Origin of the sequence: Flavitalea sp. (genome assembly GCF_035489435.1) — a bacterium.
In the GTDB taxonomy this organism is placed as follows: Bacteria; Bacteroidota; Bacteroidia; order Chitinophagales; family Chitinophagaceae; genus DATHKG01.
The window spans coordinates 15,569-30,147 of the sequence record NZ_DATHKG010000017.1 but is presented as its reverse complement, the minus strand read 5'-3'; the positions used below and the strand labels follow the sequence as shown (position 1 = coordinate 30,147).

Genomic DNA, 14,579 nt, shown 5'->3' with positions numbered 1-14,579 from the left:
TTTTAGTTTGCACCCAAACTGAAATTTGGATTAATGGACGTAAAAATAAATGAGTCCTGGAAGCAGGAGCTAAAAGCCGAGTTCACAAAAACATATTTTCTCCAAATCGTCGATTTCCTCAAAATAGAACGGGAAACCGGCAAAACAATCTTTCCGCCGGGAAAACTCATATTTAATGCCTTTGATACCACTCCTTTCGACAAAGTCAAAGCTGTGATTATTGGTCAGGATCCTTATCATGGGCCCGGCCAGGCACATGGGCTTTGCTTTTCGGTCCAGGATGGAGTAACTCCGCCGCCATCTCTGGTAAATATTTACAAAGAAATGTATTCCGACCTGGGCTTAAACGTCCCCAGAACCGGAAATCTCACAAAATGGGCCGAACAAGGCGTCCTGATGTTAAATGCAACACTGACAGTCAGGGCCAATGAACCCAATAGCCACGCCAAAATCGGTTGGCAGGATTTCACTAATACAGTCATAAAAAAAGTGTCAGATGACAAAAAACATGTCGTTTTCATACTCTGGGGCAAATTCGCGCATGAAAAACAGGCGCTGATAGATGAAACCAAACACCTGGTATTGAAAGCTGCTCATCCTTCACCATTCTCAGCTCATAACGGGTTTTTCGGTTGCAAACATTTTTCCAAAACCAATGAATATTTAATAAACAACGGACAATATCCGATTGACTGGGCCGTCTGATGCAAATACTGCGTCAACATTTACTGACCAACTTAATATTCAGCTGAAAAATTTATCATGGGAATCAAAGTAATCATTACTGGAGCAACAGGTATGGTAGGAGAAGGTGTGTTATTGGAATGCCTGGCCAACCCTGCAGTGACAGAAGTCCTGGTCATAAACAGGAAACCCGGTGGAAGATCAAATCCCAAACTGCGCGAGATTATTCATACAGATTTTTATAACCTGGCACCAATAAAAGATCAACTTAAAGGTTATGATGCCTGCTTTTTTTGCCTTGGTATTTCGTCAGTCGGAATAAGTAAAGAAAATTATAAACATATCACTTACGACTTAACCATGCATGTTGGCAAGACCCTGGCTGAGGCAAATCCTGAACTTGTATTTTGCTACATCACAGGCGCTGGTACCGATAGCAGCGAAAAAGGCAAACTGGCCTGGGCACGGGTTAAAGGGGCAACTGAAAATGCATTGCTGGCCTTATTTAAAACTGCTTATATGTTCAGACCGGGACTTATGAAACCAACACCCGGTCAGAAAAACGTCAAGAGCTTATATAGGTTTTTTGCGTGGATGTACCCGATTGGCCGGAAGTTCTTCAGCGGTGGCTTTTGCACGATAGAAGAAGTGGGCCAGGCCATGATCAAATCAGTTATTAAAGGCTCCCTCAAAAGAATTCTTGAAGTCAAAGACATCGTAGCACTTGCGAGAGCTTAACAAAATCATGAGCTCTGTTGAAAGAACATCCCGCTTTAAGACTGGAAGGTCATTGGTTCGAATCCAATCCGGATCACGAACTTTAAGGGCTATTTTTTATGTTTAGAAGCTGATGCCCCTTTATCAGGTCGCTTTTTTTCTGAGATTGATTTTACAATTGTTTGACCGTGCCTGATTTGCTTTTGGTCTTTTACTTTTGAAAGAGAATTTGCAAATGCTTCATTGACCAATTTTTTAATGTAGGCTTTTGGAAATCTCTTTTTGTCAGTAACAAGAATATAGCGATACTGATTTCCTTCTCCCAAAAGAATTTTGTCCGGGTCAGAAAGTTCACCGCCCCAATAAAAACCAAAATGAACATTTTTACTTGAGCGTCCCACTGCAATTGAACAAATGGTGTGTCCAACTTTGTCTGTCGGCGACCAACCAAATGCCACTGCATTATAGTTGTCGTAAATTAATTCGTTTGCTTCAGGACATAGGTCCCATGCGAAGTCACGAAGCCACATTACAAGTCCAATGATGTCGTCACCGAATGGTTTGAGAAATTGTAAAAGGTCATTTGTTTGTTCTTTACTCATTTGTCAATAGTTAAGTGTCACCACCTATTGCTGTCAAGATGAAGGGGAATGGCTATATTGGATTTCTTGATTACGAAACAAGTTAGTAATATTTTTAAAATGAAGGTGCTGATTCAATACCTGAACGATCGTCATTTATGTCCCCAATGAAGTTCATTACCAAGGCTATTTGTTTTCATTAATTAAAGGGTCAGCAATCATACAGCCAACCTTTTTTGTGCCATATAAATTTTACGTTTTAGATTGGGAATTAAAAAAAAATAGGTTGGCCCTGGTGCGGTTTAAAACTAAAAACAAAATGACCGCTATTTCAGTCAAACTGACCCGTTTTTGACTGAAATAGCGGTCATTTTAGAAAAACACCAAAATGAAGAATCTCCCGGCCTCCCAGCCCATGCAACAAATTAACAATACACATTTTACCTTTTCAATAGCACAACTTGTCTTGCTGACTGCTTTGCAATCTTTATTTGAATCCGATCCATCTTCATTTGAACCCGATCCATCTTCAAGTGAATAAGTGATGGCTTGCTTCAAACTTCTCAACAATGTATTGGTCGCTTCGCAGTAATGTACAGGCTAGCAATAAAAATGGCATATTTGCCGATATTTAAGGTTATCGGCTAAAACGCCGATAATTGATTTTCTAAATCGCGATCATTCAAACCCTAACCGGTTAGTATTTTCGCATATTCTTTCTTTGTATCATTGTCATTCATATGAATAAAAAACCAGGCGTTTTAAAATTGATATTTGGCAGGATTTGGGCAGCATGGGCAGCAATTGTTTTTATTTCAACGATGCTGATTATGCTCATTCCTTTTTTCCTCTTCAGCTATTTCTCTCCCGATCCCATAAAAACCAAACGCTTTATACTATACTCCAGGATCTGGATGGGTATCTTTCTACCACTGGTGGGTTGCCCATTACGTGTCAGAGGTAAAGAAAACTTTTTGCCTGGTGAAAATTACATAGTCGTTTGTAATCATAATTCATTCATGGATGTCCCGGTTTCTTCCCCCGCCATTCCCGGCGGAAATAAAACTATTGCCAAAGTGGAAATTGCAAAGGTTCCTCTATTTGGCTATCTCTATGAAGCGGGCAGCGTGCTGGTCGATCGAAAAAGCGAAACCAGCCGTAAGGAAAGCTTATCCAAAATGAAGAAAGTACTCGATATGGGATTACATATGTGCATCTATCCCGAAGGCACAAGGAACACAACAGACCTTCCATTGAAACCCTTTCACGACGGCGCTTTCAGGCTGGCAATGAATACCAGGAAATCTATATTACCCGCACTTATATTCAACACCCGCTCCACCCTTCCAACCAAACCATCGTTCTACATGATTCCACACAAACTGGAAATGCATTTCCTACCGGCTATTCCACTCACGGATACGGACACTACTGAAACCATTAAACAAAGAACCTTCGCGATAATGGAAGGTTATTATAAAGAAAAGAGAATGAAGGCTGCACGCCATTAAAACGAAGAAAACTGCCGGCTACGATTAATCTTCAAATCCCTCAGCAAACCCGATTTAGGATTAATACTGATGTTAAATGACCGGTACAAACCCACCGGGGTAACGTTGATGGATAGCTGCCAGCAATGCATCTCGCGGGAAAGAAACATGGTCAATGCACTTATCGAAGAGGATTTAAAATCATAATACCCATTCATACCCATCTTCCATTTTGGTGTCAGGTTGAAATCACCATTGAAATTGAAATTCGAATTAAGACGCGTTTCAAACCCCGAATAATCTGGTTTAAAATCGCGGGCAAAACTCAAAGAATACGACAGGGTAACCGACCACGGAATATTAAAATCAGCAAACTCAGCAGGATTCTGACGTATATATTCCATCTGTGAATTCTGTTCATCCAGCGTCATCGGTGGAAGATTATTATTCTGCTGCTGAAGTTCCTCCAACGCTTTTTTATCCTTGTCTGCATCTTTAGGTTGCGACTGGAAGCTCGTTGAAACCGCAATATTCCCATTCGTTATCCTGCCAAGCGAGAACTTCTCCCCCTCCCAGGCATACTTGTTGACACGACGACCCGATGCATCCACCTGGTAAGGATCCAGGTTAGCACCAGCAGTTATATTTATTTTTTCGAACAGGGTACTTCGCAAATACAGATTAATATTCGAAAGCTTGAATTCATCAGCCAAAAAGTTATAACCTCCATTAAAACCAAAACCATCAATCAGGCGAATCTTTTTTATTCCACCTTCGGTAGTATCTGTTTTTGATCGTTTTTTTATTTCCAAATTATTATCAAGCCCAAACCCTATTCCCCCGAATTCACCCTCGGACATGGGACCGAAGATCGTTCCGTCATATTTAGAAAAACGAACTTTGTTGGTATCCGTCTTGTTAACCTGTGTTTCATAAAAATCATTTTTCGCAAAATCAGGTTTATAAGAGATCGAAAAAGTCGGGCGAATAACATGCCTGATCGCCCTTATTGAACTTTTCGGACCAAATCTATCAAACATTCCGAATATCGCTGAACTCAACCCAAGACTGAAAGACATTTCACGTGAAGAAAAAAAGCCTTTCTCTATCGTGGTATCAACTTTTTGGGAGGAATCAGTCCAGTGCCTCGTAAATTTCTGGCTATACCAGTTCTCACGGTAACTAATACCCGGTGCTATCTGCAGCGGTCCCAGCTGTGGTAAAGCCAACTGTATTGGTATATTATGCTGGGCTCCCCATTGCATCGTATCCAGTATGCCTTTCCAGCTAAATGAAGAATCAAAAAAAGTTATCTGGTTAGCAACATTTGTACTTAAACCGATACCCAGTTTCTCATACCATTTTGGCGCTCCGACAAATTCTTTTTTCTGCAAAGGATAAAACGTATTCACTGTAAATGCAACAGTGGGAAGATTGATATTATAACGGCCATCGATATTGTTCTGGGAGTGATTGGCAGAAGCAGTCAGGTTATACAAACTTCCCCATGTTTTTGAATAAGTAATGGATGAACTCATCTGGTTGGAGTAATTCCGGGTAGGATTATTCGCCACAAACTGGTTAAACTTGCTGGATCCGGCATTGACGCTGGCAGAAAAATTTGTTCCCGGCCTCGCCCTGCTGTCAACCGTATGGCTCCAGGTTACATTATAGGTTTTCGTGGTATTAAATTCTTCTTTACCATCAGTGCTGAGGATCCGGCTGCTTTGCATGGCCAGGTTCATCGAACCGTTGTAGCGGTAACGTTTTCGATAAGTTGGTGTAAGAAAAGCTGCCCAGCCACCATAAGAATACAGGTTGGTCCGAAGCGTAACATCAAAATTATCATTGATAACCTTATAATATCCCAGTCCTTCGAGTCCAAGCCCAAACTGATCGTTTACGGTAAATGTCGGCGGAAGCAAGCCCGAATGCCTGCCCTGTGACATCGGAAAATAACCGAATGGAAGATAAATCGGAACCGGAACTCCTTCAAATTCAGGGTGTATCGGCCCCGTTACTGCCAGTTTTTTGTTCACCACCTTCATTTTCTTAGTCCGGAAGTTGAAGTGCGGTACATCATAATTACAGGTGGTTATTATTCCCCTGAAAGCAAATAGTTCTGTTTCTGAGATCTTTTTGATTCTTTCTCCCTGTACATACATTTCACCTTGCTGGGTAAATGTATTTTGAGTGATACCCCGCTGCGTTTCAAAATTATACTTGATCACATCCGCATCCATGGTGCTTTCCGTCTGTTTCATCCTGGGCCTGCCGACAATATTGCCAAGCGAGTCACGCCGGAAGGTTGCTGTCACCATTTTTGTCTCCTGGTCCATTTCAATACTGTCGGCAGTAAGGTTCATGTCCTTATAAATGATATTACCCTTGCTGTACAGAATTATTTTATTTGTGGGGATATCCAGCACCATCGAATCCGCAGCTGAATATTCTACGGGTGCATCCAGCGAATCCTTGGAAAGCCTCAAACCAAATGTATCGGTTGTATTAACCAGGCTGTCCCTGCCGACTGTAGTGTCCCGCCTTTGCAAGCTATCCATCCTTCCAGGTATTGTATCCCGCCTTTGAAGACTATCCCGCCTGCCTGGAATTGTATCCCGCTTTTTCAAACTATCTCTTCGCTTTAAACTATCCCTGATTTGCAAACTATCCCTCTTCACCGGGACAGTATCGCGAACTGTTTTCTGAGGCTTGTTGTTGTTTTTAAGCGCCGGCGCCGGCTTAGTAGAATCCTGTAAAACGGTTAATTGATTGTAAAAACTTTCGTGTGGAATATAATGTCCTGCTACATCATGCGTTATAGAAAGCAAACAAGCCACGAAAACCAATAGAAAATTGTATTTTAAACTATTTTTACCGCGTTTGCTCATATTACAGATAGTGGGACGAAAATAGTTATTAATGAATTAAGAATATGTGAAGATTGGTGCTGATTATCAGTTTTTTGTTGAACGCGAAAGTAAAGAAATTATTGAGGTTTTCAGGATTACAAACTTACTTTATAACTTACGGATAGGTATGATAAGAACAACTTTAGCCCAGGCCCGATTTACTGCTATTTTGACCCTTCTTTCAATTACGTCCTTTCATCTTTCTGCTCAGAAACAAACGATAAAAACAATCGTAGTGGATGCCGGTCATGGAGGAACCGCAGTTGGTGCAAAAGGACTGTTTTCAAACGAAGCGGATATTGCGCTTGATATAGCAATGAAGCTGGGAAAACGGATCGAAGATGAAATGGAAGACATAAAAGTCGTCTATACACGCACAACCAAGGCGTTGCCGGGTGGCGTAACGTCCAGCCGTGTAGCCAACAGGTTAAGAGCAGAAATGGCAAATGAAGCCCGGGGCGACCTGTTTATCAGTATTCATTGTAACTCTACAAGACAGAAAGCCGGTGGCTGGTATGCTAAAAGAGTGATCGGTCATAAAAACAAAGTGGTTTATACCGGTAAAGGATCCAAGAGGAAAAAGAAAACAATCAAGGTTCCTATCACTGAATCATATTATGTAAAAAACACCAGGCACGGAACGGAAACTTATATCTGGGCCGCCGATCGCAGCGGAGTTAAAAGTGAATATATACATACTGAAGATGATGGCGAATTTGCCGGGGACAGCGCAAATGCGGGTACCACTGCCGGTATGCCAGACATGAACACTCCCGAAGCAAGGGTTCGTGCACAGTTATATGAGAAAAAATATTTTACTAAAAGTCTTTTGCTCGGAACTTATATTGAAGAAGAATTTGAAAAAGGCGGTCGCCTTAGCCAGGGAGTAAAACAAAGAAACGAAGAACAGATCTGGGTGCTACAGGCAACCGGTATGCCAAGCGTACTTGTTGAAACCGGTTTTATCTCTAATAAAGAAGAAGAAGAATATCTCAATAGCGAGAAGGGCCAGGATGAAGTTGTGGATAGCATAATAAACGCCCTGAAAAAATACCGCAACGGTGCCGCCAGCCAGGCCTCAGCAACAAATTAATTTTAATAGCGACTTTTATCTGTTCAGAAACAGGCGTGATTTTGTATTTTGCGCAATTGACCAGTGTTCTAACCCGATAATAGTTATGCTGAAAAAAACTTTTCCTTTTCTTGCCTTCCTGATTTCTCTTACGGCACTTTTTTCTTTCTCAAATAAATGGATCCAGAAACCAGTGATCCGCACGATCGTTGTGGATGCGGGTCATGGTGGATATGATGTTGGCGCCAAAGGATTGTTTTCTACAGAAGCTGATGTGTCGCTTGCCATTGCAATGAAACTTGGAAAAAGACTGGAAACGGAATTTCCCGAATGTAAGATCGTTTATACGCGCACAGACAATGCGCTGCCAGGGAATCTGAACGACCTCAACGCTGCCAATCATCTGCGCGCAGAGATGGCAAATGAAGCCAAGGGAGATCTTTTTATCAGCATCCACTGCAACTCTGCCGGTTTAAGGGCAGGTGGGTGGAACGCCAAAAGGACCATCGGGTATAAATCAAAAAAAGTGACCACTGGAAAAGGCAAAAAAAAGAAAACAAGAACTGTTAAAACTCCTATCACTGAAACCTACTTTGTAAAAAACATCGTTGCTGGAACTGAAACTTTTATCTGGGCAGCAGACCGCAGCGGAATAAAAAGCGGTTATATAAATGTAGAAGAACCAGGCAATACCGGTGATAGTGTAGCAGAAGCTTCAGCGGACTCAAATATCATTATGCCGGATATGAATTCGCCGGAATTTCGTATCCGTTCACAGCTATACGAGAAAAAATATTTCACCAAAAGCCTGATGCTCGCTGGTTTTGTGGAAGAAGAGCTCGTGAAAACAGGACGCTCAAGCCGGGGTGTAAAACAACGCAATGATAAAGGGATCTGGGTTCTGCAGGCCACGGGCATGCCAAGTATACTGGTTGAAACCGGGTTTATTACTAATGAAGAAGAAGAAATACTTATAAACAGTGAGCAGGGCCAGGAAGACATTGTTCAAAGTATCGTGAATGCGCTGAAAAGATACCGCGAAGCTATCACGAGGAGCTAAGCCCCTCCTATTCTACAATTAATTCTTAAAATTTTATTCCGGGCTCTCCCCGCAACTTTCAACAGTATCTTTATTGAATAAATGTCCAAAAAAGGACCTGGGTAGATGCTGAAAAAATTACTGACCGGATTTATTCCCCTGTTATTTCTTACGATTCTCTTTTCTTTCAGGAAAGAACGCCCGGATGGAGTCCTGGATGGAGCGCCTTATAAAGCTCCGAACTTCGCCATTAAAACCATCATTGTCGATGCGGGACATGGTGGATCAGATGTCGGTGCCCGCGGCGCATATTCTTTTGAGAAAGATATCTGCCTCGGAGTTTCTCTTAAGCTTGGAAAATTGTTGGAAGACGAATTCAAAGATGTTAAGATCTTATATACCCGCACCACGGATGTATATCCTGCTATCAAAGAAAGAGCGGATTTTGCAAATGCGAATAAGGGAGATCTTTTTGTTTCTATCCATGTAAATGCCGGTCCCCCGGTAAGACATTCGAAATTTGCCGGCTACCGTAAAGAAACTTACTATACCGGTAAAGGCAAAAAACGTAAAAAAAGAACAAGAACCGTCCCGAAGTATACTACCTATTTTACACCCAACAATTCGCGGGGAACGGAAACTTATATCTGGGCAGCCGACCGCACTTCTGCCAAAGGCGACTATGTTTCTGAGCGACTGTCGGAAGTAGTGGACGAAAGTGCAGAATTCGCGCCGGACCTGAATGATCCAACCTTCAAGGCGCAGTCGCTGCTTTGGACTAAGAAATATTTCACCAAAAGCCTTTTGCTGGCCAACCTTGTTGAGGAAGAATTTTTAAAGGAAGGCAGAGAAAGCCGTGGCGTTAAACAGCGTAACGAGAAAGGGATCTGGGTGCTCCAGGCCACCGCTATGCCGAGTATACTTGTTGAAACGGGTTTTATCAGCCATAAGCCCGATGAAGAGTATCTCAACAGTAAAAAAGGACAGGAAGCAATAGCCGAAAATGTACTCAATGCTATCAGGAGGTACCGGGATGCAACAGAAGGCAAATAGTATTGACTGACAGGCACTTCATTCGAACTTTTATTGGAGATATGCGTTTTTATGCAGAATTTTAAGCGTTGATCCGAGGGCATACCCTACAGGTTTACAATAAAAAATGTCGAATGAAAATATCTAATGAGACGAAAGTTGGAGCACTTACTGCTATTGCCATCACTGTTCTTATCCTCGGCTTCAATTTTCTGAAAGGGCGGAATATTACTGAAAGGAATGATGAATTATTTGCTGTTTTCAAATCGGTCAAAGGCGTCGGTCCCGCAAATCCCGTTCTGATAAATGGTCTCCAGGTTGGAAAGGTTTCTTCATTAAAAGAAAAAGACAAAAACCTGAGCGGCATCATAGTTACTATCAGCCTCACCAAAGAAGTAAATATTCCTGACAATTCAATTGCGACTATAAACAGTGATCTGCTCGGGACCACTTCTCTTGAAATTTTTTTAGGAAACAGCCCAAACTTTATTAAATCAGGTGGTACGCTGCAAACAACCACAAACCCTGGTCTGCTGGGAGAAGTGAAAGGAGCCTTGAGTCCTGCCATCGATAATCTTAACAAAACACTTGCCTCACTCGATCTGTTTATTCAAAAGCTGAATACCATTGTAGACCCTAATACAAAAAACAATATCCAGGGTATCATTGCAAATCTCACCACAACTTCCAAATCGCTCGAAAACCTGTTGAATAATCAAAGCGGTGCGCTCGCAAAAACGCTGGGCAACCTTGAAAATTTCAGTGGGAACCTCGCGCGGAATAATGGCAAGATCGATTCCACGCTTACAAATCTTGAAAAAACAACCAATATGCTGTCCAATGCAGGGATTGATCAGGCCGTGATGCAACTTAAGAATACATTGAATAAACTTGATAATACCATTGCAAAAATTGACAGTAAAGATGGTACGCTCGGTATGCTGTTAAATGATCGCAAATTGTATGATGAACTTCATCAGACGAGCCGCAGTTTGACTATCTTGCTAGATGATTTCCGCACACATCCGAAACGTTATGTCAACATTTCTGTATTTGGAAAAAAAGAGAAAAGTGGTGCTTTGAAATCACCATTGCATGATTCAACTTCTGTGCGGTGAAAGCAGTAAGATGAAAAAAGTTCTATTTCTTCTGGCCTCTCTTCTCTTATTGTTCTCTTACTCCTATTCACAGGTTAAGAGTGGACCTCCTGCAACCGGCGAATCGAAACCAGTTGAAATCATCTATGCAGATAAACTGAGAACCGAAAAAGTTGACTCTGTCCGTGAGGTTCAAACAGGCTCCGGTAAAGTACAGGCAAAACAAGACAACACACTTTTTGAATGTGACAGTTTCTATTATGACAAAAGCACCAAGGTTTTTGAAGCATTTGGAAATGTACATATCAACGACAACGATAGTATAAATATATATTCAAACTACCTGCTTTACCATGTTGACACGCGTATAGCAAATCTTAAGAAAAATGTACGGTTAACTGATGGGAAAAGTACACTCACCACGCAACAGCTCGACTACGACCTTAATCAGAAAATCGGAAATTATTATGCAGGTGGCAAAGTTGCAAATGAAAATTCTGTACTTACTTCTACCGAAGCCACTTATTTTGCAGACAGCAAAGATGTTTATTTTAAAAAGAACGTTGTACTCATCGATCCGCAGTATAAATTAAAAGCCGACTCTTTATTATACAACAGCGAATCACAGCTGACCACATTTATTACAAAGACTTATATCGAAGATTCTGCCCGGAACATTGTTACCAGCAGTGGTTATTATGATCTGAAAAACAAAAAAGCATTTTTTGGTAAACGCCCGATCATCAATGATGGAGCTTCGCAGGTTATAGCAGATAACATAGACACCAATGACAGCACCGGCCTGAGTTTGCTGACCGGTAATGTTTTTTATAAAGACACTGCGCAGGGTTTTGCGATGCGTGGTGATTTCATGAACGTTAATAATAAAGCAGGCACTCTGCTCGCAACTAAAAATGCCGTACTTATTATTAAACAGGATAAAGATTCTTTGTTTGTTACGGCTGATACTTTGTTTTCAGGTAAACTCAGTTCGTTAATCCTGCCACCGCCCCTTCCTGATCCTGCAGTAACAGACACATCGATGTTGCGGAATACTGATTCAGTCCGCAGAACGGACACTTCGATGTTGCGCAAAACTGACTCAGCACGCAGAACCGACATAACTAAAATCACCGACAAATCTGTTGCAGACTTAAATACCTTAACGCCACCACCTGGGCCGGTTTTGAAAACGGATAGCACCGCGGGAACCAATCCTGCTAACCCGGAAAGAAAAATAATAAATCCAGGTAATTCAGCGGCTAAAGTCAAATCAAAAAACAATGCTACTACCGGTACACCAGGCATTGCAAAGACAAAGACCAAACCTGTTAATTCAAAAAACGCGGCTGCTCCAAATGCAGACAGTAGTGCTGCGATAAAAGGTGTAACCGTCGTTGATACAAAAGCCAAAAATGATAGTGCCGATCGTTATTTCCAGGCTTATCATCGCGTAAGAATATTTTCCGATTCACTCCAGGCAGTGGGTGACAGTCTCTGGTACTCCGGTAAGGATTCCATATTCAGGTTATTTAAAGATCCTGTGATGTGGGCATCAAACAGCCAGGTAAGTGGTGATACAATATATATCTACACTAAAAATAAAAAGCCGGAAAGGGTTTTTGTTTTTGAGAATTCCATCACAGTTAATAAGTCTGGCAACAATATGTTTAACCAGTTAAAGGGAATCCGGATGACTGGTTATTTCAAAGATGGTGAAATCGACTACATGCGTGCCAGGGGCAATGCAGAAAGCATTTATTATGCTAAAGACAGGGAAGATTATCTAGTCGGTATCAACAGGGTCGCGGGTGATATTATTGACCTGCGTTTTTTAAATAAAGAATTAAACCGGGTTGTTGTTATCAATGAAGTGAAGGGCACCATGTACCCGGTTTCCCAGATGCCCGAAAGCGAAAAGCATTTACGCAATTTCAAATGGCAGGAAGATCGCAGACCAAAATCAAAGTTTGAATTGTTCGAGCCGCCAAAACCCCTACCCACCCCAACTCCCGCTACCGTAATCCGTACGGATTTCTAACAACTTTAACAGACGCCATATGTAAGTGCGTTAAACCTTTTCGTTTATTTGGTTCATACCTTAAATACATACTAATATGAAAAGTTTGCTCGTAGCATCAATGATGATCACAGCTGTTCTTTCATGCAGTCAATTAATGGCACAGGATCCCGAGCCCGATCCGGCTTTCTACAAAATAGAGGAGCCTGCACGTGATTACCGTATGGCCATCGGTATCAGGTTAAGCAATTCCATACCTACGTTGAATAATGCCATAACGGGAAAATATTTTATCACCGATCGCAGTGCTATTGAGGGCATCATTTCTTTTGGCAGCCGGTTTGGTATTGGAGGTTTGCTCGAGGTATATCAGCCGTTCAGCACAAAAGGGCTTAGTTGGTTTTACGGTGCAGGCGCTTATGTAGGGTTCGAAAGCAATTCAGATAAAAATGGTGAAGGAGGTGGACGCACCTTTGTTGGTCCAACCGGTATTCTTGGAGTAGATTATAAATTTGCAAATGCTCCAATCAACTTATCGGTTGACTGGAAACCTGAACTCGATATTATACCTGCAATCAACTTTGTTCCGGATGCATTTGCCTTATCAGTAAGATTTGCTTTCGGAAAATAATTTCTTATAACATTTGTACAGGGTTAATCACATTTTTTAATTGTGATGACATGCATTCCTATCTTATGCTGGAATAATCCGCATGATCCCTGTTACTATTACGCACATACTTTACGATCATTATTCCCGGTTATTCTCTTGAATTTTCGACTCTGCCTTACCGTTAGGAACATCCCAAAACCAACTAACGAAAATAATCCCAGGCATGGTAGATTTTTTCCCATCCTGAATTCATAACTATATCTCTCTTTATTTTCTTTCATAATTCATAACTCATAATTCATATCTCTCTTGCAGTTATTTGCGGATCTTGGCAAGCGCATTTTGACCCAGGACAACTTTTACGCGTCCAGGAATATTTATTTTTCCCGATTTGCGGTTTTATGCGGGAATTTCTTTTATTTTGAGAGAGTAACCCGCTAACGAAATGCTCAAAAAACAAAGGCAGGCGTTTATTTTACGCCAGATTGATTTGCACAACAGCGTCCTTTCATCGGGTCTGTGTCAGCAGATTAATGTTTCTGAAGATACAATCAGGCGGGATTTACAGGAATTAGCCGACGAGGGCAAACTTATAAAAGTTCATGGCGGGGCACTATCACATTCTTTCAACCAGTTCCACTATCCTTCGAACAACGTTTATGCTTCCACTCAGAAAAAAATCATAGCACAAAAAGCAATCCGGCTCATCCAGGATGGAATGTTTGTTTTAACGACAGGGGGAACTACGCTGATTGAAATGGCGCGCTGTCTTCCTTCGCAGTTAAAAGCAACTTTTATTACAGGCAGTATTCCTATTGTGCAGGAATATATGGCCCATCCTAACATTGATGTTATAGTTATTGGAGATAAAGTATCTAAAAATGCCAAGATAACAACCGGAGGCGAAGCGCTGGCAAAAATCAGGCAGATCAGGGCGGACTTGTGTTTCCTTGGAGTTAACGGAATAAATGTAATGGATGGGATCACTGATAACGACTGGGATGTTGTGCAATTGAAAAAAGCGATGATTGAATCTTCTCAAAAAGTCGTTTGTGTTACTATCGCGGAGAAGCTTAATTCTCTCCAACCTATTCATGTTTCTGCTCTCAACCAGATTCAAATCCTAATTACTGAATTACCCCCCGACGATCCTTTACTTGAGCCATATGTGACCGCGGGAATCCAGGTTTTATAGTACGTGTGGCTCATCAATTTTTGTAGAGGTTATTTTGTAAGCTGATACATATTCAGCATGTATTAAGCGGCTTTTATTAGCCGGCTTTTGTGTGCTGCCTTGTGTTCAGGGTTTATAGAATTGTTCG

General features: G+C 41.5%; 13 protein-coding genes. 11 read left to right on the top strand and 2 right to left on the bottom strand.

Features of this window, described 5'->3' with window-relative positions; genetic code table 11:
* Window positions 1-33: 33 nt before the first annotated feature.
* Both ung and VK664_RS01965 read left to right on the top strand, forming a co-directional pair.
* Window positions 34-705, top strand: a complete 672-nt coding sequence (gene ung, locus VK664_RS01970) for a uracil-DNA glycosylase (protein WP_461396918.1) — start codon at window positions 34-36, stop codon at window positions 703-705.
* Between the two features lie 57 nt (window positions 706-762).
* Window positions 763-1,422, top strand: a complete 660-nt coding sequence (locus VK664_RS01965; protein WP_461396917.1) for an NAD-dependent epimerase/dehydratase family protein — start codon at window positions 763-765, stop codon at window positions 1,420-1,422.
* An 89-nt stretch (window positions 1,423-1,511) separates the two neighbouring features.
* Here VK664_RS01965 and VK664_RS01960 read toward each other — a convergent pair whose 3' ends face one another.
* A complete protein-coding gene (locus VK664_RS01960) occupies window positions 1,512-2,003 on the bottom strand; it encodes a hypothetical protein (RefSeq protein WP_461396916.1) in 492 nt (163 codons plus the stop codon).
* 367 nt (window positions 2,004-2,370) lie between these two features.
* Between VK664_RS01960 and VK664_RS01955 the strand changes: the two genes are divergently transcribed.
* Window positions 2,371-2,523, top strand: coding sequence for a hypothetical protein (locus VK664_RS01955; protein WP_461396915.1), 153 nt, complete (start codon window positions 2,371-2,373; stop codon window positions 2,521-2,523).
* 199 nt (window positions 2,524-2,722) lie between these two features.
* Window positions 2,723-3,493 (top strand): lysophospholipid acyltransferase family protein, encoded by a 771-nt coding sequence (locus VK664_RS01950; RefSeq protein ID WP_461396914.1) that lies wholly within the window; start codon window positions 2,723-2,725, stop codon window positions 3,491-3,493.
* Here VK664_RS01950 and VK664_RS01945 read toward each other — a convergent pair.
* Window positions 3,490-6,363: a putative LPS assembly protein LptD gene (locus tag VK664_RS01945; protein WP_461396913.1), complete on the bottom strand. Its 2,874-nt coding sequence runs from the start codon at window positions 6,361-6,363 to the stop codon at window positions 3,490-3,492. The two genes, VK664_RS01950 and VK664_RS01945, sit on opposite strands and share 4 nt — an antisense overlap.
* Before the next feature lie 148 nt (window positions 6,364-6,511).
* On the opposite strand from VK664_RS01945, the gene VK664_RS01940 reads away from it, so the two are divergent.
* From VK664_RS01940 to VK664_RS01910, 7 genes are all read left to right on the top strand, one after another.
* Complete coding sequence (locus VK664_RS01940) at window positions 6,512-7,477, top strand: N-acetylmuramoyl-L-alanine amidase family protein (protein WP_461396912.1); 966 nt, start codon at window positions 6,512-6,514, stop codon at window positions 7,475-7,477.
* Between the two features lie 85 nt (window positions 7,478-7,562).
* Complete coding sequence (locus VK664_RS01935; protein WP_461396911.1) at window positions 7,563-8,516, top strand: N-acetylmuramoyl-L-alanine amidase family protein; 954 nt, start codon at window positions 7,563-7,565, stop codon at window positions 8,514-8,516.
* 105 nt (window positions 8,517-8,621) lie between these two features.
* Window positions 8,622-9,548, top strand: a complete 927-nt coding sequence (locus VK664_RS01930; protein WP_461396910.1) for an N-acetylmuramoyl-L-alanine amidase family protein — start codon at window positions 8,622-8,624, stop codon at window positions 9,546-9,548.
* 113 nt (window positions 9,549-9,661) lie between these two features.
* Window positions 9,662-10,645 (top strand): MlaD family protein, encoded by a 984-nt coding sequence (locus tag VK664_RS01925; protein ID WP_461396909.1) that lies wholly within the window; start codon window positions 9,662-9,664, stop codon window positions 10,643-10,645.
* Between the two features lie 10 nt (window positions 10,646-10,655).
* Window positions 10,656-12,665, top strand: coding sequence for an OstA-like protein (locus VK664_RS01920; protein ID WP_461396908.1), 2,010 nt, complete (start codon window positions 10,656-10,658; stop codon window positions 12,663-12,665).
* Window positions 12,666-12,741: 76 nt separating this feature from the next.
* Window positions 12,742-13,275, top strand: a complete 534-nt coding sequence (locus VK664_RS01915) for a hypothetical protein (RefSeq protein ID WP_461396907.1) — start codon at window positions 12,742-12,744, stop codon at window positions 13,273-13,275.
* A gap of 427 nt (window positions 13,276-13,702) precedes the next feature.
* Window positions 13,703-14,452, top strand: coding sequence for a DeoR/GlpR family DNA-binding transcription regulator (locus VK664_RS01910; RefSeq protein WP_461396906.1), 750 nt, complete (start codon window positions 13,703-13,705; stop codon window positions 14,450-14,452).
* The last annotated feature ends 127 nt before the right edge of the window (window positions 14,453-14,579 follow it).

Bases quoted from the DNA above. Each gene is read 5' to 3' on its own strand.
- VK664_RS01945 (WP_461396913.1), bottom strand. From the start codon at position 6,363: ATGAGCAAACGCGGTAAAAATAGTTTAAAATACAATTTTCTATTGGTT.
- VK664_RS01960 (WP_461396916.1), bottom strand. From the start codon at position 2,003: ATGAGTAAAGAACAAACAAATGACCTTTTACAATTTCTCAAACCATTC.
- VK664_RS01965 (WP_461396917.1), top strand. From the start codon at position 763: ATGGGAATCAAAGTAATCATTACTGGAGCAACAGGTATGGTAGGAGAA.
- VK664_RS01935 (WP_461396911.1), top strand. From the start codon at position 7,563: ATGCTGAAAAAAACTTTTCCTTTTCTTGCCTTCCTGATTTCTCTTACG.
- VK664_RS01930 (WP_461396910.1), top strand. From the start codon at position 8,622: ATGCTGAAAAAATTACTGACCGGATTTATTCCCCTGTTATTTCTTACG.
- VK664_RS01915 (WP_461396907.1), top strand. From the start codon at position 12,742: ATGAAAAGTTTGCTCGTAGCATCAATGATGATCACAGCTGTTCTTTCA.
- VK664_RS01910 (WP_461396906.1), top strand. From the start codon at position 13,703: ATGCTCAAAAAACAAAGGCAGGCGTTTATTTTACGCCAGATTGATTTG.
- VK664_RS01925 (WP_461396909.1), top strand. From the start codon at position 9,662: ATGAAAATATCTAATGAGACGAAAGTTGGAGCACTTACTGCTATTGCC.
- VK664_RS01920 (WP_461396908.1), top strand. From the start codon at position 10,656: ATGAAAAAAGTTCTATTTCTTCTGGCCTCTCTTCTCTTATTGTTCTCT.
- VK664_RS01950 (WP_461396914.1), top strand. From the start codon at position 2,723: ATGAATAAAAAACCAGGCGTTTTAAAATTGATATTTGGCAGGATTTGG.
- VK664_RS01955 (WP_461396915.1), top strand. From the start codon at position 2,371: ATGAAGAATCTCCCGGCCTCCCAGCCCATGCAACAAATTAACAATACA.
- ung (WP_461396918.1), top strand. From the start codon at position 34: ATGGACGTAAAAATAAATGAGTCCTGGAAGCAGGAGCTAAAAGCCGAG.
- VK664_RS01940 (WP_461396912.1), top strand. From the start codon at position 6,512: ATGATAAGAACAACTTTAGCCCAGGCCCGATTTACTGCTATTTTGACC.